This is a genomic window from Actinomycetes bacterium (assembly GCA_024222295.1).
Taxonomy (GTDB): domain Bacteria; phylum Actinomycetota; class Acidimicrobiia; order Acidimicrobiales; family Microtrichaceae; genus JAAEPF01.
Genome location: JAAEPF010000033.1, coordinates 225,066 through 242,809, shown reverse-complemented (window position 1 = coordinate 242,809; position 17,744 = coordinate 225,066). Strand labels below are relative to the sequence as shown.

Below are 17,744 nucleotides of genomic sequence, written 5' to 3'. Positions count from 1 at the left end.
AGCATCGTTCCCGTGGGAAGGATTCCCGATTCAGAGCTGATTCGCCTCGGTGGCGGTGACCTGATCCCGACGCCCATGGTCCCGGACCTACCGACCGCGGATGAGGCCTGTCAGCGCGGCCTGTGCGGCGAGTCGCTGGCGTTGCCCCCGGCCGGTGTGCGACTGCTGCGCGACGTCGAGCTGTGCGCGGGTGAGGACGTCGTGAGGATGAGCGATGGCTCCATCGTGGCCAACAACGCGTCAGCCGCCCACCTCTCGGAGCTGGCAAGGCAGGGACCCGGTGGGCCGGTACTCGACCACGAGGGCACCGCAGCGCTCCACATGGTGCCGGCCAACGGCGTGTTCGAATCGCTCGTGGAGGCCTTGCCCCCCGCGGTGCTGATGCAGCATCCCGCCCTCCACCCGCAGGCTCCGGTGACGGTGTTCTACACCAGGGCCGCAACGATGCTCGAGGACTACCTGCTGAACCGTGTGGCCAATCGCCAGGTCAGCATCCAGCGTGTTGGTGCTGGGACCGTAATACGTCCCGCATTGGCCGTGTTCGCTGCCCCGGTGGCCCGCGAAGGAGCCGGTGCGCTTCCCCGCTGGTACCGCAGGTGGGTCGACGAACAGGCCGCCGGATCCGGCGCCGAGCCGGCTGCACGCAAGGTCGTGCTCACCCACGGACCCGATGACCTGTATCTCAAGGAGCCGGCGCTGCTGGAAGCGGCGGCCGCCGCCGGGTTCGTCCACGTGGACACCGTCACCGGCGCCGTCGACGGTGACGGCGCTCTTGATGCCGACGAACTCGTGGCGACGCTGCGAGGTGCGTCGGCGGTGCTTGGCAGCTCCGACGACGCCCTCGGCCACTGCGTCATTGCGAAGCGCGCACACATCGTGCAGGTCGCCATCGAGTCGGAGGTCACTCCCCGCGTCGCCCAACTGGCCGCCTCGCGATCACTCCCCTACACGTTCACCCGGGCTGTCGGGCTCCCGGAGGTACTCGAGGCACTCTGAGCATCGGGTGCCCCGGCGGTCAGGCCGGTTCCGCCGCGAGGCGCCGACCCAGCTCGACGAGGTGCTCGGTGCCTGAGCCGAGCTGCAGCTCCAGCTCCTTGGCCATGAAGAAGTAGCGGTGCAACGGGTAGTCGCGGTCGACGCCGATGCCCCCGTGGAGGTGCTGGCCCGCCTGGATGATGCGGGCACTCCCCCACGCAGCCCAGAACTTCGCCACGTTGATCTCCTTGGCGGCCGGGTGGCCGTTCTCCAGACGCCACATGGCCGACTGGGCGGTGATGTGGATCGCCTCGGAGTCGATGAACGAGTCGGCCGCACGGTGCGCCACCGCCTGGAAGGTGGCGATGGCCACGTCGAACTGCTTGCGCTCCTTGGTGAACTCGGCCGTGAGGTCGAGATCAGCCCCGCAGATGCCTGCCATGAGACAGCACTGCGAAGCCACAGCCCGCTCGTGTGCCCACTCGAGGGTGGAGTGTCCTTCGGCGATCAGCTCGGCCGGCGCCTCGGCCAACAACACAGCCGCCTGCGGATCTCCCATCGTCGTGTCGAGGGATTCGACCGCCACTCCGGAGTCGGCGGTGCGGGCCAGGAACAGGCCTACCGAGCCCCCTTCGATGGCGGCTGGGACCACGACCGCGTCGGCGATCGCGCCGGCGGGAACGCAGATCTTGGTACCGGTGAGCGACCATGAGTCGCCGTTGCGCGCAGCGATCGTGGTGGGAGCAAGTGCCTGTGCGGCGTCTTCGTGCCATGCCGCGGTGAGGATCATCGTCCCCGCAGCCACTTCGGGAAGCACGTCGGCGGCCAGCTCTGCCGGGGCGAACTCGGCGATGGGAAGTGCGCCGAGCGGGACGGTCTCCCAGAACGGAACAGCGGCGGCGGTGCGTCCGGCGGCCTCCAGCGCCTCGCCGAGCGCCACGAGGCCGAGCCCCGCTCCCCCGTGTTCCTCGGGGATGAAGGCACCGAGGATCCCGGTCTCGGCCATGGCCGCCCACAGCTTCGCGTCGTGGCGCGGCCCGTCAGCGCGCTCGATCGCACGCAGGTGGTGGTGGTCGGAAGCGTCGCCCATCACCTGTGCGGTGAGCTGCCTGATTGCTGTGGCCTGTTCGTCGAGTTCGAAGTCCATCGTCGTCCCTGTTGTCCCTGTGGTCGCTGTGTCTGGCGTCTGTGTCGTGGTTGCTTGTGACTGGTGCCGGTCGCGTTGGCTCAGCTGCGCAGGGCCCGCGGCATTCCGAGGCCGAACATGGCGATCAGGTCGCGCTGGATCTCGTTGGTGCCGCCGCCGAAGGTGAGGATCAGCAGCGAGCGGTAGTTGGTCTCGAGTCGACCCTTGAGCACTGCTCCCCTCGAATCGCGTTCGAGGTAGGCGCGGGGTCCCACCACCTCCATCAGGAGGCGAAACGCCTCGACGTAGAACTCGGAGCCGAACGTCTTCACCGTGGAGGCCGTTGCAACATCGAGCGTGTCGGCCGCGGCGACCTTCCAGTTCTCGAGGCGCAGGAACTCGAGGCCGGCGTGAACGCGGGCGAGGTTCATCTGGACCCACTCGTTGTCGATGTGGCGCTTGCCGTTCGCGTCCTTGGTCTCCTGGGACCACCTGCGGACCTCCATGTAGGACTGCTCGAGCAGGCCAGGAGAGAGCAGCGTGACGCGCTCGTGGTTCAGCTGGTTGGTGATGAGTCGCCAGCCGTTGCCCTCGCCGCCCACGAGGTTCGCGTCGGGCACCCGGACGTCTTCGAAGACTGTCTCGTTGATGTCGTGGGTGACCATCAGCTGCAGCGGGTTGACCGTGACTCCGGGCGACTTCATGTCCACCGCGAAGATGGAGATGCCCTTGTGCTTGGCGGCCTCGGGATTGGTGCGCAGTGCGAGCCAGCAGTAGTCGGCGTCGCCTGCGAGGGAGGTCCACATCTTGCGGGCGTTGACGATCCACTCGTCGCCGTCCCTGACCGCCTTGGATGTGAGCGATGCGAGGTCGGTGCCGGCCTCCGCCTCGGAGTATCCGATGCAGAACGTGAGGTCACCGGCGAGGATCTTCGGCAGGAAGAAGGCCTTCTGCTCCTCGGTTCCGAACTCGACGATCGTGGGGCCCACCGTGTTGACCGTGAGGGTGGGCACCGGGGCGCCGCTGCGCATCGACTCGTCGTAGAAGATGAACTGGTCGAACTGGTCGCGGCCCTGCCCGCCGTACTCCTTGGGCCATCCGATCCCCAACCAGCCGTCGGCAGCCATCTGCTTGACCGTGGCCCGGGTGACCGGGCCGCATCCGTGCTCGAGGTGGAGCTCCTCGCGGACCTCGTCGGTCAGCAGCCGGTCATAGTAGCTGCGTAGCTCGTCGCGCAGTGCCAGCTGCTCGTCGGTGTAGGCGATGTGCATTCGGTTCCCCCGGCGTGGGTGGCGGACCGCAGAACTGTAACGCGTTCTACCCTGCCCGTGGCCAGCCGGGAAGGCCCGCGACCGACCAGGGTGAGTGCGGGTTTAGAGGATTACGGGAGCGCCGGTAACGTTGACCGCCATGTCACGTCGTCTTGAGATCGAGCTGACCAGTGTCCGCCCCGACGGATCCTGGACCTGGCGAGCCGCAGGCGCGAAGCAGCCGAAGGGCGACCTCGACGCCAGCCTCGTGCCCGATGGAGCCGCTGTGGGAGCCGTGCTGCGCGCTGAGGCCGAGTTCATGGTGGACGGCATCGAGATCACCGCCCTGCTGCCTGACAAGGAGGCCCGCAAGGAGCCCGAGCGCCTCGAGATCCTCGGCTCCGGCCGCGAGGAGCCGTTGGTGACCACGCAGCTGGCGCCGAAGGGCAAGGGTCGCGGAAAGGGTCGTGGCAAGGGCCGTGGCCGTGGACGCGACGGGGACCGTTCGGACCGGCCCCGGGGCCCAAGGCCCGACCCGGTTCCGGAGCGTCCCCAGCCGAAGCGGTTGCGCCCCCGTCGCGCCAACCGTGACGCAGCCCTCGGCGAGGTACCCGAGGAGCAGCGCCCGATTGCAGAACAGGTGCTCCGTGGCGGCGTGCCGGCCGTGCGCGACGAGGCCCGCAAGCAGAACGACGCCGCCAAGAAGGAGAACCGCCCCGGCATCCCCGTCGACCAGGTCGTGTCCATGGCCGAGGTGCTGCTGCCGAAACTCCGCGAGGCGGAGTGGATGGACCGCGCCGAGGCGGCCAAGGCCGACCTCGAGGAACTCGACCTGCGCGACCTGCGTTCGGTGGTCGTCGCCGCCGACACCGGTGCGAAGGGCGAGGACGCCCGGGCGCTTCGTGACGAGCTGACCGCCGGTCTGACCCGCCGGGTCGAAGAGGAACACAAGCTCTGGATCTCCGACATGGAGGCCAACCTCGATGCGGGTCGCTTCGTGCGTGCCCTGCGGCTCTCCTCGCGTCCGCCCAAGGCGGGCACTCCCCTGCCCCCGGAACTGCAGAAGCGTCTCGTTGCCGACGTATCCAAGGGCCTCGACGCGCGTACCAAGCAGGAGCTGTACGCCGCCACTCTGGACGCGCTCAGCTTCTCGCCGGTTCGCACGCACGTGACTCCGGCAGGCAAGCCCGAGAACCCCTCGGAGGACCTGATCGAGGCCGCCAAGCGCATCGCCGACAAGGCCCCGGCGATCGCCGAGCTGTTCGGTGTGGATCCCAAGGAGGCCGGGGCGGCCCGCAAGCGACGCAAGCGCAATCGTCCGCAGGGTCGTGGCCAGGGCGGAAGGCCAACGGGTCGCAAGGGCGGTGGCAAGGCTGATGGCAAGCCGGAAGGCAAGACCGGCGGTAGGTCAGAGGCCAAGGGAGGCGACAAGCCGGGCGATTCGAAACCCGAGGCCGGGGCACCCGAGGCAGCCGAGGCCGAAACGTCGAAGGCCGCGGAGCCCCAGGCAGGTGAGCCGGAAGCCGAAGCACCCGCCGCGCAGGAAGAAGTCGCCCTCGAGCCCAACGCCGACGAACCCAACTCCGACGAACCAGAGGCCGACGAGCCAGAGGCCGAAGCGTCCGTGTCAGGCGATGCCGCTGATGCAGGCGATGGCGAGTCCTCGGACTCCTGAGCCGTCTGGCTCGGCTTCGCGGTCGCAGAGAGCCCGATCAGAAACCGAGCGCTGCAGGCAGATCCGCTGGTGTGGCCAGGACTTCGCCGGAGGGGCCGGCATGTTGCACGCGCGCGTTCCAGCCCGCCCAGATGAACCTGCATCCGGCCTCCTGCGCGACGCGCAGGTCTCCCCCGCTGTCGCCCACCATCGCCACCTGTGACGCATCGAGTCCGAGCGCCTGGAGCATCGGCAGCAGCGACTTGTGTGCCCACCCGAACGCGTCTGCGCACATCAGTGCCTCCGGCTCCCAACCGAGCCGGTTGAGCTCGGCGATGGCGGAGTCGGGGTGCTTGTTGGACAGCACAGCCCAGCGGGGCAACTCGGAGAGCATCGCCTCGACGCCGTCGTAGGGCTGCACGACCGCGGTGTCGTAGGCGGCCACGTAGTCGTCCATGGAGATCCCCAGCCGGTCGCACTCCTCAGCCACCGCAGAGCCCATGACCACCTCGGAGCGCGACACGCCCAGCATGTCGAAGGGCACGAGCAGCGCCTCGTCGGAGTCGACGAGTGTGCCGTCGAAATCGAACACGACTACTTCAGGGGGCGTGCTGGGCATCGGCGCAACGTACATACCCCTGTGGGTCGGGACCAGATCCCGGTTGCGGCGACGTTCGTCACACCAACTAGACCGCTCGGTCAAGTCTGCGTAGATTCTCCGCCCATGACCGTTGAGTACGAAAAGCAGGGCAACGTCGGCATCATCACGATCAACCGACCCGACGCGCGCAACGCCGTGAACGGCGAGGTCGCGAGTGGCATCGAGTCTGCGATCGACCAGATCGAAGACGACTCCGAAGTCTGGGTCGGCATCCTCACCGGTGCGAAGACCGAGAAGGGCTACATCTTCTGTGCCGGTGCCGACCTCAAGGCGATGAACACCGATCCCGGCGGGATGATGACCGAAAAGGGTGGCTTCGGCGGGTTCGTGACGCGTGAGCGCACCAAGCCGGTGATCGCCGCCGTCGACGGCCCGGCTCTCGCGGGTGGCACCGAGCTCGTGCTCGCAGCCGACATGGTGGTCGCGTCGAACACCGCCAAGTTCGGCATCCCCGAGGTGAAGCGCAACCTGGTGGCCGCAGCCGGCGGCCTGTTCCGCCTGCCCCGCAAGATTCCCCGCAACATCGCCATGGAGCTCGCCCTCACCGGCAGCCTCGACTTCTCCGCCGAGCGGGCGCATCAGTTCGGGCTGGTCAACCGCCTCACCGAGGAGGGTGGCGCCCTTGAGGGTGCGAAGGACCTGGCGGCGGAGATCTGCAGGAATGCTCCTCTCGCAGTGGCCGAGAGCCGCAAGATCATGATCGAGGCCACCGACGAAGACGACGAGGTCGGCTGGAAGATGTCGAACGAGGGAATCGGCAAGATGTTCGGCACCGAGGACTTCAACGAAGGCCTGACGGCCTTCATCGAGAAGCGCGATCCCGAATGGAAGGGTCGCTGAGCGACCCCACCTTCAGGTGAGTGTCTCGATGATGCCTGCGTCGGAGAGGAACTCGGCCAGGCCATCCACGAGGTCGAGCTCGGGGACGGTCCAGACCGGCACCCAGGCGGCTTCGGAGGCGTCGTCGCCGGGCGTCGGTTCGTGGTCGTCCAGCAATGTCACTGCGAAGTCCATCACGACGAAGTGGTGATGGGCGTCAATGATCTCGGTCCACCCAACCAGGGCGCCGCACACACCATGCAGGGCCGTTTCCTCGGCCAGCTCGCGTACCACGGCCTCCGCAAGGGTCTCGCCGGGCTCCACCCTGCCGCCGGGCACCGACCACCGGCCGAGGCCGGGCTGGGTGGCCCGACGAACCATCAGGAGTTCGTTGGTGCGTGTCGCTATCGCGCCCACGCACACCTCGGCGCGCCTCTGGCCCCGCTCCTGCCCCCGGGTCTGCGGCCCGGACTGGTCGGCGACCATCAGGGCTGCGCAGGGCCACTGACCGTGATTGCCCGTGCAACCATGCCGTGGTCCTCGAAGAAGTTCTTCGTATTGCGGTCACCGGGCAGGGTCACGCAGTCCACAGCGGTCGAACCAGCAGCGTCGGCCTCGTCGCGCAGCAGGTCGAGCAGGCTCGATCCAACGCCTACCTCACGGGCCTCTGGATCCACCCACAGCTCCTCGATGACGGCAGGGGCTTGCACCGGCACAGAAGGCCGCAGCACCCCGTAGCCGACCACGGTTACTCCGAGCAGCCCAACGACCACCGACCGCTCGCCCCCTTCGAGGTCGGCCGCGAAGCCCTGCGCCACATCGGCGTGCACGCTGCCCCGGCTCAGCGCGTTGGCGAGCGGTCCTCCCTTCGGAAACGCGCCGAGCGACTCGACCGCGGCAAGGTGCATGCGGGCCAGGTCGGGAGTGTCGTGCCCGACCGCAGGCCGTGCAGTCACACCGTGTGGAGTCGGCTCCGCCTGGTGTGGAGTCGGCTCCGCCTGGTCACCCGCGCTCATCACAAACGGTCAGTCCGCGAGCAGTGCGGTGACGCGGTTGAGGATCGTTCGCCTCTGGCGCTTTGCCGACTCGTAGGCGCCGACGGCTTCCAGCTCCTCGGGAGACAGGGTCGTGAGCCTGGGCACCACCTGAGACGCCGCCAGGCTGTCGTAGTCGGGAATGGCAAGCGTGCTCACGTCAGGTGCCTCTGCGGCCTCGTCGCCGGGTGCCGCTTCGTGTGAGGAGTCCGGTGCAGCGGTCGGCTCGTCCTCGGTCAGCACGCGCAGCACGTCGGTGGACTGCCGGGCTTCGTGTTCGGGTAGGTCCTCGCCCGAGTCACGATCTGGTGAACCCCCGAAGAGCGACCTGGTGCAGGGCAGCATCGACAACAGCGACTGGGAGAACTGCAGCTGTGCCGATGAGCGGTCGATGAGCCGCGGCAGCAGTCCGGCAAGATCTTCGATCAGGGACGGGGCCTCTTCGTGCGAGGTATCCGCCGAGCCCTTGCCGGAGTCTTGTTCGGAGCTATCCGCCGTTGCCGCCATCACTTCAGATTCCCGTGGGTCGTGTGGCCCGCGCGGCCACCGCGTGTGGCCATCATCGGGTTCCGTCAGCCCTTCTTCGCCTTCTTGAGGGCCGCCTCCACCTTCTTGATGGAGGGACAAGGATCGTACCCCTCGGGGCAGTGCAGGTTTCCAGCGCGCCCGAACTGGCGGGGATGCACGATGAGGAAGCACGTATTGCACGTGAACTCGTCCGCACCCTTGGCGGCCACGCGTTCACCCGACTCGGAAGTGGTCTCCTTGGGAGCCTCTTCCTCCTCCTCCTCGTCCTCGTCGTCGCCCGAGGCCATCTTGTCCTTGAGGATGCGATCCAGGTCGGCTTCGACGTCGTCGGGGTCGGCCTCGTCGTCTTCCTCCTCGGCGGTGCCGGGACGCTTGCGGGCCGTGGGGACCTCGTCGGCCTCCTCGTCGTCGTCGTCCGTGGTGGCGTCGTCACCCTCGCCGTCGGCGGCCGGGATGGCGCCGTCCTCGAGCAGCTCGTCGTCGAGCTCTTCGTCGTCAAGTTCTTCTTCGTCGAGCTCTTCGTCTTCCTCGAGCTCGTCGACTTCGTCGTTCATCGCATCCTGATTCGTGTCTCTGTTGCGCCGGCCGCGTGTCGGTGGTGGCGCGAGGGCCGTCGGGGGTCGCATCGACCCGGAACCGGCGCATCATAGACACGGATCGGGCGGTGTGTGTCCACCCGGCAGCGAGATTTCTTGAACGGACCCGAAACGGTCCTCAGGAACCGGCCTCGACCGAGCGCTTCCGTTCAGCTGCACGCTCGGCGCCGATGCGCTCGAGTTCGGCCTCACCGGAGTGGTCCACGAACCGCATCATCTCCGCGATGGCGGTGTGGCCGGCCTCTTCCTCGATCAACCGGTGCATCCGCTGGGCCACGGAGCGGTAGCTCGGATGGCCCTGCACCGAGGACCGTAGCTCCAGCATGTGGATGGCCTCCCGGGCGTTGAATTGCATGACATAGCGCAGGCGGTGTGCCAGCGCCACCGCGTAGGACGCACGCTCGGGGAACTGCTCCGCCAGGGCGCTCCACAGACCCTCGGAGATGTCCATCGCCTCGTCGAACCGGTCGGAGACCCCGGCCTCGTCGATCGAGGCGGGGCGCACGAACCCGTGGCCGGGGCCGAGGTTCTGCCACTCGACCGTGGCGATGCGGTGCCGCTGCAGGTCGCGGAATGCGCCGTAGTCGGACAGTACGTCGAATCGGTAGTCGGTGCGCTCGAGCGCACGGCCGGGCTTGTGGCGCCTGTTGCGCCTCTCCCCCACGTACGAACGCATGACCGACAGCCTGTCCTCCACCGACATGCGGGCAACCTTGTCGAGCACGGAGGTCTCTGGCAGGTCGGTATAGGGGTAGAGCATCGCGGCAACGACCTTGACCTCGCCGTCGGGGTCGAAGTCGACGAGCTCGACGTTGGAGCCGTGTGGGGTCGCCACGTTGTCTTCGGCGAGGACCTCGTAGGCCGTGGCCTCCATGGCCTTGCGGTTGTGCTCCATGTAGGCGGAGGTCTCCATGCCCCGGTCCGGCAGGTCCACGCGCTTGAGGAAGCTGGGGATGACCTTGCGCAGCTCGGTGAGCATGAGCGTGGCGTAGTGGCGTGCCTCGGGCAACGGGTGTGAGCGCATGCGCAAGAGGAGCGCCTCGTAGCCCTGGCCCGAACCGTAGATGCCCACGTTGGACAGAGCGGCCGCGGGCAGCACGCCGCGAACGGCGTCGAACGCCTTGGCCCTCACGGCCTGGCGGTGCACGAAGTCGGAGTCACCCTCGCCCTTCGGGTGAAGTGCGCGGTAGTGCTCGGTCATGGCGGCCACGAGCTCGGAGTAGATCTCGAAGATGGTGTCCATCTCAGCGACGTAGCGGGCGCCGAGGTTGGAAGCGAGGATGTCGGGGTCCCGGTGGTAGCGGTAGCGGCCGGCGAGCCGTTCGTCGTAGGGGATGTAGCGGGTCGACTGCTCGAGGTAGGACATGAGGCGTCCCCACTCGAGGATCTTCGTGAGCAGGTTGGATGCCTGCTCGCACGCCAGGTGCACACCGCCGAGCTGGGCGACGCTGTCGTCGCCGTACTCGAAGAAGACACGGTCATACAGCGCCTCGGCCCGCTCCAGTCCGATCGTGGCGTCCACAGTGGCGTCGCCGGCTGTGTCGAGTTCTCCGACGAACTCGTCGAGGAAGAGGCGTCGCAGCGACTTGGAGGACCGCGAGTAGCGAGCGAAGAGTGCGCCCTTGACCACCTCGGGCAGGTTGACGAGTGCGAACACGGGGCCGTCGAGGTTCGTGAAGTACGGCCTCAGTACCTCACGTTCATCGGAATCGAACTGTTCTGCGGCGTAGTTGCCGAGCTGCGGGGCCCCTGTCACGGCCGACAGCCTATTGCCGCTGCGCAGCCCACGTGTCGATGACCGTGCAGGCCATCGCCCGGGCGCCATCGAGCACTGCTGCGTCACCCTCAGGGCCCCGGGCGAAGCCCGCGAACTCGGGGGTGTGGATCGCCACACCGGGGGGTGCGACGGCGATCATCGGGTGTATGGAGGGCACCTCGTAGCTCACGTTGCCCATGTCGGTGCTGCCCATCACCGGCGTGGCGCCCTCGCGGTCCAGGTGACGGCCGACGGCCTCGGAGTTCTCCGCGTAGCACTGCAGCAGCCACTCGTCGGCCACCATGTCGGTGTAGGGCGGGTCGTGCCAGGCATGGGTCATCGAGGCGCCGGTGGCCGTGGCGCCGGACTCCAGTGCCGCCAGCACCCGTTGCTCGAGTGCGGCGCGGTCTTCGCTGTTCGCGGCGCGCACGTACCAGTGCATCGACGCGTGGGAGGGAACGATGTTGGGCTTGTCGCCGCCGTCGGTGAACACCCCGTGCACCTTCTCGCGGGGGCCGATGTGCTGGCGCAGGGCCGCGACTGCCATGTAGCCGAGCACGGCGGCGTCGAGGGCGTTGACACCCTGTTCGGGTGACGCCGCTGCATGGGCGGCCCTGCCGTGGTACTCGACATCGAGTCGGTGGATGGCCACACAGTCCATGGTTCGGAGGTCGTGGTCGGCGGGGTGGACCATCATCGCCGCCACCAGCCCGTCGAGGGCACCCTCGCGGGCCATCAGCACCTTGCCGCCGCCGCCTTCCTCCGCCGGTGTGCCGAGGATGCGCACCCGGCCGCCGGCATCATCCGCGACCGCGGCCGCAGCGAGTCCGGCACCGAGCCCGGCTGCCGCGATCACGTTGTGCCCGCACGCGTGGCCGATTCCCGGCAGGGCGTCGTACTCGCAGATGACCGCCACGGTCGGGCCATCGGTGCCGCCGGTGGCTTCGAACGCCGTCTCCAGCCCGTAGGCGTGGCGTGTGGGCTCGAGGCCGTGCGCCTCCAGCGCGTCGCACAGCGCGTCGTGGGCGTGGCGTTCCTCGAAGCACAGCTCGGGGTGCTCCCAGATGTCGTGGGAGACCGCAGTGAGCTCTCCGGCCAGTTCATCGATGACGTCGAGCGCCCTCGCCTTCAGTGACTGGACGTCGGGGGCTGCAGGGCTGCTCGGCATCCCCATACGATACGACGGACCACGGGGCATGCTCAGCCGGCCGACGGGTGCTCGAGCACGAGCTTGCCGAGCTGCGCCCCGCCCGCCAGGCGATCCAGCGCCTCGGGGTAGTCGCCGAGTGCGAACACGCCGTCGACCACCACGTCGAGGCCGTCGGTCATCATCGCGGTGACTTCGTCGAACTCGACCTGGCTGGCGCAGCTCGCGCCGATGATGTCGAGCTGCCGCCAGAAGAGCTTCGGCAGGTCGAGTTCCGCGACCGGGCCACTGGTGCCACCGCAGACGCACATCTTGCCGCCGCGGCGTAGCGACCCGATCGCTGCATCCCAGGTGGCCGGGCCGATGCTGTCGACCACGATGTCGATGCCTTCCGGGTAGGGCCCCGCGGAGTCGACCGCCCCCGCTGCGCCGAGCTGCAGGGCGGCGGTCCGCTTCGATTGCTGGCGCGATGTGACGATCACTTCGGCGCCGAGGTGAATGGCCAGCGTCATCGCTGCGGTTGCCACCCCACCGCCGATGCCGGTCACGAGCACCCGGTCCCCGGGGGTGATTCCGGCCCGCCTGAGCAACCGCCATGCCGAACTGAGCGCGATCGGATACGCGGCGCACTCGACCCAACTACGCCCCGATGGGCGAGCACACAACTGGTGGGCATCGACCACGCACAATTCGCCATGGCCCCCCCACGTGTGCTCCCCGAGGATGCGCATCCGCGCATCCAGCACCGAGTCGTACCCGCGCTCCAGCGCTTCGGTAGGCACCAGCGCAGGGTTCGCGACCACCTCGTCGCCCACCTGCCAGCCCTGCACTCCCTCGCCGACGGACTCGACCACCCCGGCAACGTCGGCGCCCGGGACGTGGGGCCAGGAGGGTGGCCGGGGTTTGCGGCGGGTAAGCCAGAGGTCCATGTGGTTCAGTGCCGAGGCGCGCACCGCGAGCCGTACCTGACCCTCTGCGGGCGAGGGCGCCCCGACTTCGCCCCAGCGGTACTCGTCGCTCTCCTCGAGCAGCCACGCCTTCATGGTCACAAGCTAAGCCACCACGGTCATGGCGTCGGGAAGACACTCGATCTCCAGGCGGGTCACGGGGCTGTCGAGAACCACCCCGTCTACGGCCACGGTGGCCGGCGGGTCGAAGGATGCAACGGTCTGCCGCGCCCTCGAGGTGCAAAGCGCCGGATGCGGAAGGTGCGTGCCGGTGGCCATCCGGCCCTTCGCGCGCAATCTGTCCCAGGTGCCCAGCGATCCGTCGGTCACATCCAGCAGGCCGTCGCCGGGATGGGCGCGCGGCCCCAGGTCGTCGCCGCCGCGGTGCGTGGTGTTCATGACCACGAGCGTGCGCCGGGAGAACAACGGCCTCATCCGTGGGCCCTGGACCGCGACCAGGTGTGCTGCGAAGAGCAGGTTCCGTGTCGAGCCGTCGACCGATGTGATCTCGACCGAGCCGACGTCGACCGGATAGCGGACTCCCCTGCCGGCCCTGAGCTCATCCGCGGAGTGTGAGGGCGCACCGAGTGTCGTGTGCAGGTCACCGCCGACGAGGCCGGCCTCCGCAGGGTCGCCGGCCGCGATGATGTCCCCGAGGCACGCAATGAGTGCCGCGTCCGAGTCCACGACCGGGGCGCCCGCGGCCAGCGGCCCGGGTCCACCCCAAGGCTCGCCGCGCCGGAGCGTCACGGCTCGACGCCCGGGCCTGCTGCGACCCCGTCGTTGTCGGAGCTGCTGTCGTCCCGCTCGAGCCCCGAGTTGTCCACGACATCGCGACGCAGCAGGTCCGAAGCCTCGCGGGCCGCCACGGACGTGGGGCCGGCGGTCACCTCGGCGACCTGGCGGAGCACGTCGATGAGTTGGCGGGCGTTGCGCACGAAGTCGCCGCCTGACATGTCCTCCTCGAGGCTCGACTCCAGCCCCTGGCCCGAACACCAGCGCAGCGCCGGCCAGGCGAAGCCGGCCGAGGGTTCCCGCGTGGGGTTGAGGCCGGCGGCCTTCTCGAGCCCTGCGAGCCTACGGTGCAGGCGGGCCATCTCGGCGAACCGGGTCTGGAGGTCCCGCTTGGGAAGCCTCGGCGGCGGTGGCGGGTCCGCACTGCGGTGCTCGTGGGTGAGGCAGCTGACCAGCGAGGCCATCTCCGCCGCGTCGAGGTCTTCGAACAGCCCCGCGCCGATGCACAGCGACGCCAGCAGGTCACACTCGTGGTAAATGCGCCGCAGGCGGCCACCCTCGGCTGTGAGCTCCCAACCGTCGAGGTGCCCGAGTTCGGTGAGGATCCCGACAACTGCGTCGAGACGCGAGCCGAGGTCGGCTCCCCTGCGCGCCAGTTGTCGCTCGGCGGTTCCAATTGCACGAGTCGCCTTGTTGTGGGCGCGTGCGAGGCCGAGGATCTCGGCCGACTGCGGGTGGGCGGCCAGTGGGTGCACCTCGAGAGCCTCGCGTGCCGCGTGCCACCGCTGCGTCGCCTCGTCAGCGTCGGCCCTGCGGCTCGGTGGCTGCAGGCGCTTGCGATTGACCCGGCGCAGGCTGGCAGCGGCCTGCTTGCGGAACTCGGGGTCGTTGGGCACGTACGGCACAGGGAGCTGCACCGTGCCGCAGGCCTCAACCGGTCGGTCCTCGTCGCGGCCGTTGATCCGAACGAGCTTCCCCCTGGGTGTGACGGTGTCGACGCGAACGGACTTCTTGCGCTCCGTGCTCGACACCACCACGACCAGTCGGGAGCCCTCCGAACCCGGCCGCTCGAGCACGTCGCCCGGGCGCAGGTTGGCCAGTGAGTTCTCGATGGCGTTCCGGCCGCGGTCGCGGTGTGAGCGCTGGCGTTGTTCTTCCGCGGCGAGGTCGGCGAAGGCAGCCGCCTCGTCGGCCGAGACGCCTTCGATGGCCTCGAGCCCGTCACGGGCTGCAGCCAGCTCGTCCCGGCGGTGCTGAAGGGCGCGGCGTTCGCCGCTTGCCGCCTCGTCGGCCTGGTACTGGGCGAAGGAGCGTCGCAACACTTCGCGTGCCTCTTCGCGCGGGTACTGCGCAACGAGGTTGACCGCCATGTTGTACGTGGGCTTGAACACCGATGTGAGGGGGAACTCCCGGCTGGCAGCGAGCTCGGCCACCGGCGCGAATGCGATGAAGGGCGACCACAGCACGATGGCGGTGCCGTGGTCGTCGATTCCCCGTCGCCCGGCGCGGCCGGTCAGCTGGGTGAACTGCGCCGGGGTGAGCATGTCGTGGCCGTCGCCCGTGAACTTGGTGAGCCGCTCGATCACCACGCTGCGAGCGGGCATGTTGATGCCGAGCGCCAGTGTCTCGGTTGCGAACACGACCTTGGTGAGCCCCTTCACGAAGCACTCCTCGACTGCCTCGCGAAACGCCGGCACCATGCCGGCGTGGTGGGCGGCCAGGCCCCGTTCGAGGGTCTCGCTGAACCTGCCGAACTCGAGCACTGCCAGGTCCGCGTCGGCCAACGGGGCCACGTGGCGCTCGAGGATCGAGCGCACCTCGGCCGCCTCGTCGCGCGTGGTCAGCCGCACACCGGAGTCGAGTGCCGCGGCGGCGGCGTCGTCGCAACCGGCGCGGCTGAAGATGAAGTTGATGCTCGGAAGGAGGTCTTCCTCGCCAAGCCGGTCGATCACCTCGAGGCGCCGCGGGGTGCGGAACCGGCGCCTCTGGCGGGGCCGCCGCCCGGGTTGTTGCTTGCCGGTGCGATCGCCGTCGAAGCGGTCACCACGCGGGTTGGGCTTGCCGTCCACCAACAGGGGCACGAGGTGGTCGACCTCGGACTGCCGGTCGCCGACGAGCATGGCGGAGCTCAGCTCCACGGGCCTGCGGTGCTCGACGACGGTCGTCGTGGGCCCCCGCAGCGATTCGATCCATCCGCCCAGCTCGGCTGAGTTGGACACCGTCGCCGACAGGCAGGCGAACCGCACCGAGGCGGGCGTGTGGATCAGGACCTCCTCCCAGACCGGACCTCGGTAGGCGTCCTGCAGGAAGTGAACCTCGTCGAGCACGACCCACCGCAATCGTTCGAGCGCGGCCGAGCGGGCATAGACCATGTTGCGGAGCACCTCGGTGGTCATCACCACCACTGGCGCATCCGGGTTGATCGAGTGGTCGCCGGTGAGCAGCCCCACCCGTTCGTCGCCCAGCACGCCGCGCAGGTCGTTGAACTTCTGGTTCGACAGTGCCTTGATCGGCGCCGTGTAGAACGCCCGTCCGCCGGTCTCGAGCGCCGCGGCCACGGCCATCTCCCCGACCACCGTCTTGCCGGACCCAGTCGGCGCGCACACCAGCACGTTGTGGTCCAGCGCCACGGCGTCCGCCGCTTCGACCTGGAACCGGTCGAGGCTGAAGTCGTGATCGAACGGGTTGCTCAGGGTCCGCTCCGATCGGCGTCGGACCCAGCGGCCCTGGCCTCTGCCTCGGCCGCTGCCTTCTCCCGCTTGGTGCGTCGTCTCAACCAGAGTCGCCCGATGAGTAGGCTCACCTCGAACAGCAGGTACATCGGTATCGCCAGCGCGAAGAGGCTGAACGGGTCACCCGAGGGCGTGATGCCCGCGGCGAGCACCACGATCAACAGGATCACCTGCCGGCGCCAGGAAGCCAGCTTCTGGGGGGTGACCACGCCGATGATCTGCAGGGCGACCATGACAACGGGGAACTGGAAGCCGATCCCGAACGCCACCATCATGAACAGCGCCAGGCGGGTGAAGTTGCCGATACCCGCTCGCACCTCCACCTCGGACCCGGCGATTCCGATCAGGAACTCCGTGGCCCGCGAGAGAGTGAAGTACGCGAGGCCCGCGCCGAGGGCGAACAGGACCATCCCCGAGCCGACGAACGCGAATGCGTAGCGCCGCTCCTTGCGGTACAGCCCGGGCGCGATGAACCGCCACAGCTGCCACAGGATCACGGGCATGGCCAGCACGACTGCACCCCACCCGGCGACGCGCATGCGCAGGGCGAACGGGGCAATGATGTCGGTCTCGAGGAACTTGCAGTTGGCCTCGGGGTCGAGTGCCAACACCGCGCTGCAGTAAGGCTCGTTGAGGAAGTCCGCCAGCCATGGATAGGCAAACCAGGCGGGGATGAGTGCCACGGCCACCGTGGCCAGGCAGATGAACAACCTCCGGCGCAGCTCGCGGAGGTGGTCCGACAGCGCCATGTTCGACGGGTCGCGCTCGGCTCCCTTCAGGATGCGGTTCCTCACGGCGCTTCGGTGTCTCCGGCCGTCGCTCCGTCCGGGGTGCCGGCGGTTCCCGGATCATCCTGGGCCTCTCCGGAGTCCCGGGAGTCAGCCGTGTCGGCGGGGGCAGCCTCGGCGGGGTCCGCGTCGCCGTCGTCGTCTCCCTCACGCTCCACGGCCGTGCCAGCCGCGGCTGCTGACTGGCGTACGCCCTCATCGGCGGCCTTCTGGCGCTCGTCGGCCTCGGCCTCCAGTGCATACTCCGCGAGCTTCTGGCGGGGCCTGGCCGCAAACTCACCGAGCTCCTTGATCGGCTGCATCGCCGGGTCGTTGATCACATCGGCCATGTCCCCGCTCAGGTTCGAGCTGAACTTCTTGACGTTGTTGATCATCCGGCCCGCGCTTCTAGCCATCTCGGGTATGCGGTCGGGGCCGAGCACGACGAGCACGAGAAAGGCGATGACGACGACCTCGCCGGCACCGATGTTCTCGACTATCAACCCGAACTGCGATGCCGGGGCCATCCGGCAATGGTACCCGTGGCCCCGTTGGGTGCCCCACTACCGGCGCCGGGCCCATGTGTGCCCGGACAGCAAACTGCCCCGGAGCAAGTCCGGGGCAGGAGCTGCGCGGCCGAGTCAGCGGTCGGTCATCGAGGCGAGGGTCTCGAACCAGCCGGGGGTCGTCAGGATGTCGTGGAAGTCGAGCACGTCGTCGTGGCTGATCGCCTCGCCGTAGTGCGGCTCCTCGAGTTCGGCGGGCAGGTTCCATTCGGTGCAGTGCACGCCTGCCGCCAGCAGGACGTCCACCACGTGGGACTCGGCCGGGCGGACCTCGATCATGCGGCAGACCGGGCAGCGGAAGAGGTAGGTGGCTGCCTGGTTGTCACGGCAGAGACGGACCCGCAGATCGCGCGACCGGAGCTCGACGTCTCCGCAATCACTGCATGTTGCACGGATCAGTGCCATTTGGGGCCTCCTGTTGCGACTCCCCATACCCTTCGGCCGTCCGGTG

Annotated in this window: 18 protein-coding genes; 3 read left to right on the top strand and 15 right to left on the bottom strand. The window is 68.7% G+C overall.

Annotated features, from left to right (window positions below; all coding sequences use genetic code 11):
- Positions 1-12: 12 nt before the first annotated feature.
- Positions 13-996: a hypothetical protein gene (locus tag GY812_12390; GenBank protein ID MCP4436277.1), complete on the top strand. Its 984-nt coding sequence runs from the start codon at positions 13-15 to the stop codon at positions 994-996.
- A gap of 19 nt (positions 997-1,015) precedes the next feature.
- On the opposite strand, the gene GY812_12385 is transcribed toward GY812_12390, so the two are convergent.
- Both GY812_12385 and GY812_12380 read right to left on the bottom strand, forming a co-directional pair.
- Entirely contained in the window at positions 1,016-2,122 is a 1,107-nt protein-coding gene (locus tag GY812_12385; GenBank protein ID MCP4436276.1) for an acyl-CoA/acyl-ACP dehydrogenase, read from the bottom strand.
- Between the two features lie 80 nt (positions 2,123-2,202).
- A complete protein-coding gene (locus GY812_12380; protein MCP4436275.1) occupies positions 2,203-3,372 on the bottom strand; it encodes an acyl-CoA dehydrogenase in 1,170 nt (389 codons plus the stop codon).
- Positions 3,373-3,511: 139 nt separating this feature from the next.
- On the opposite strand from GY812_12380, the gene GY812_12375 reads away from it, so the two are divergent.
- Positions 3,512-5,026 (top strand): hypothetical protein, encoded by a 1,515-nt coding sequence (locus GY812_12375; protein MCP4436274.1) that lies wholly within the window; start codon positions 3,512-3,514, stop codon positions 5,024-5,026.
- Positions 5,027-5,063: 37 nt separating this feature from the next.
- On the opposite strand, the gene GY812_12370 is transcribed toward GY812_12375, so the two are convergent.
- On the bottom strand, positions 5,064-5,624 hold the full coding sequence (locus tag GY812_12370; GenBank protein MCP4436273.1) for an HAD-IA family hydrolase: 561 nt from the start codon (positions 5,622-5,624) through the stop codon (positions 5,064-5,066).
- 105 nt (positions 5,625-5,729) lie between these two features.
- Here GY812_12370 and GY812_12365 point away from each other — a divergent pair, with 105 nt between their 5' ends.
- Complete coding sequence (locus GY812_12365) at positions 5,730-6,506, top strand: crotonase/enoyl-CoA hydratase family protein (protein ID MCP4436272.1); 777 nt, start codon at positions 5,730-5,732, stop codon at positions 6,504-6,506.
- Between the two features lie 12 nt (positions 6,507-6,518).
- Here GY812_12365 and GY812_12360 read toward each other — a convergent pair whose 3' ends face one another.
- The 12 genes from GY812_12360 to GY812_12305 all read right to left on the bottom strand — a co-directional run bounded on the left by GY812_12360 (position 6,519) and on the right by GY812_12305 (position 17,698).
- Positions 6,519-6,971, bottom strand: a complete 453-nt coding sequence (locus GY812_12360; GenBank protein ID MCP4436271.1) for an NUDIX domain-containing protein — start codon at positions 6,969-6,971, stop codon at positions 6,519-6,521.
- Positions 6,971-7,501: a GNAT family N-acetyltransferase gene (locus GY812_12355; protein ID MCP4436270.1), complete on the bottom strand. Its 531-nt coding sequence runs from the start codon at positions 7,499-7,501 to the stop codon at positions 6,971-6,973. The genes GY812_12360 and GY812_12355 overlap by 1 nt, the downstream gene beginning before the upstream one ends.
- Positions 7,502-7,510: 9 nt before the next feature.
- On the bottom strand, positions 7,511-8,026 hold the full coding sequence (locus tag GY812_12350; GenBank protein MCP4436269.1) for a hypothetical protein: 516 nt from the start codon (positions 8,024-8,026) through the stop codon (positions 7,511-7,513).
- Between the two features lie 65 nt (positions 8,027-8,091).
- Positions 8,092-8,601, bottom strand: coding sequence for a hypothetical protein (locus GY812_12345; GenBank protein ID MCP4436268.1), 510 nt, complete (start codon positions 8,599-8,601; stop codon positions 8,092-8,094).
- Positions 8,602-8,761: 160 nt separating this feature from the next.
- Positions 8,762-10,468 carry a thymidylate synthase gene (locus tag GY812_12340; GenBank protein MCP4436267.1) on the bottom strand — a complete coding sequence of 569 codons (1,707 nt, stop codon included), beginning with the start codon at positions 10,466-10,468 and terminating at the stop codon, positions 8,762-8,764.
- Complete coding sequence (locus GY812_12335; GenBank protein ID MCP4436266.1) at positions 10,410-11,567, bottom strand: M20 family metallopeptidase; 1,158 nt, start codon at positions 11,565-11,567, stop codon at positions 10,410-10,412. The genes GY812_12340 and GY812_12335 overlap by 59 nt, the downstream gene beginning before the upstream one ends.
- Positions 11,568-11,599: 32 nt before the next feature.
- Entirely contained in the window at positions 11,600-12,589 is a 990-nt protein-coding gene (locus GY812_12330) for a zinc-binding dehydrogenase (protein ID MCP4436265.1), read from the bottom strand.
- A gap of 9 nt (positions 12,590-12,598) precedes the next feature.
- Positions 12,599-13,243, bottom strand: a complete 645-nt coding sequence (locus GY812_12325; protein ID MCP4436264.1) for a hypothetical protein — start codon at positions 13,241-13,243, stop codon at positions 12,599-12,601.
- Positions 13,240-15,858: a DEAD/DEAH box helicase gene (locus GY812_12320; GenBank protein MCP4436263.1), complete on the bottom strand. Its 2,619-nt coding sequence runs from the start codon at positions 15,856-15,858 to the stop codon at positions 13,240-13,242. The genes GY812_12325 and GY812_12320 overlap by 4 nt, the downstream gene beginning before the upstream one ends.
- 59 nt (positions 15,859-15,917) lie before the next feature.
- Positions 15,918-16,754 carry a twin-arginine translocase subunit TatC gene (gene tatC / locus GY812_12315; protein ID MCP4436262.1) on the bottom strand — a complete coding sequence of 279 codons (837 nt, stop codon included), beginning with the start codon at positions 16,752-16,754 and terminating at the stop codon, positions 15,918-15,920.
- On the bottom strand, positions 16,751-17,254 hold the full coding sequence (locus tag GY812_12310) for a hypothetical protein (protein ID MCP4436261.1): 504 nt from the start codon (positions 17,252-17,254) through the stop codon (positions 16,751-16,753). Before GY812_12310 ends, tatC begins: the two co-directional genes overlap by 4 nt.
- 114 nt (positions 17,255-17,368) lie before the next feature.
- Positions 17,369-17,698 carry a hypothetical protein gene (locus tag GY812_12305; GenBank protein ID MCP4436260.1) on the bottom strand — a complete coding sequence of 110 codons (330 nt, stop codon included), beginning with the start codon at positions 17,696-17,698 and terminating at the stop codon, positions 17,369-17,371.
- Positions 17,699-17,744 lie beyond the last annotated feature (46 nt).

Bases quoted from the DNA above. Each gene is read 5' to 3' on its own strand.
- GY812_12385 (MCP4436276.1), bottom strand. From the start codon at position 2,122: ATGGACTTCGAACTCGACGAACAGGCCACAGCAATCAGGCAGCTCACC.
- GY812_12380 (MCP4436275.1), bottom strand. From the start codon at position 3,372: ATGCACATCGCCTACACCGACGAGCAGCTGGCACTGCGCGACGAGCTA.
- GY812_12375 (MCP4436274.1), top strand. From the start codon at position 3,512: ATGTCACGTCGTCTTGAGATCGAGCTGACCAGTGTCCGCCCCGACGGA.
- GY812_12370 (MCP4436273.1), bottom strand. From the start codon at position 5,624: ATGCCCAGCACGCCCCCTGAAGTAGTCGTGTTCGATTTCGACGGCACA.
- GY812_12365 (MCP4436272.1), top strand. From the start codon at position 5,730: ATGACCGTTGAGTACGAAAAGCAGGGCAACGTCGGCATCATCACGATC.
- GY812_12360 (MCP4436271.1), bottom strand. From the start codon at position 6,971: ATGGTCGCCGACCAGTCCGGGCCGCAGACCCGGGGGCAGGAGCGGGGC.
- GY812_12355 (MCP4436270.1), bottom strand. From the start codon at position 7,501: ATGAGCGCGGGTGACCAGGCGGAGCCGACTCCACACCAGGCGGAGCCG.
- GY812_12350 (MCP4436269.1), bottom strand. From the start codon at position 8,026: ATGGCGGCAACGGCGGATAGCTCCGAACAAGACTCCGGCAAGGGCTCG.
- GY812_12345 (MCP4436268.1), bottom strand. From the start codon at position 8,601: ATGAACGACGAAGTCGACGAGCTCGAGGAAGACGAAGAGCTCGACGAA.
- GY812_12340 (MCP4436267.1), bottom strand. From the start codon at position 10,468: ATGGCGCCCGGGCGATGGCCTGCACGGTCATCGACACGTGGGCTGCGC.
- GY812_12335 (MCP4436266.1), bottom strand. From the start codon at position 11,567: ATGCCGAGCAGCCCTGCAGCCCCCGACGTCCAGTCACTGAAGGCGAGG.
- GY812_12330 (MCP4436265.1), bottom strand. From the start codon at position 12,589: ATGAAGGCGTGGCTGCTCGAGGAGAGCGACGAGTACCGCTGGGGCGAA.
- GY812_12310 (MCP4436261.1), bottom strand. From the start codon at position 17,254: ATGGCCCCGGCATCGCAGTTCGGGTTGATAGTCGAGAACATCGGTGCC.
- GY812_12305 (MCP4436260.1), bottom strand. From the start codon at position 17,698: ATGGCACTGATCCGTGCAACATGCAGTGATTGCGGAGACGTCGAGCTC.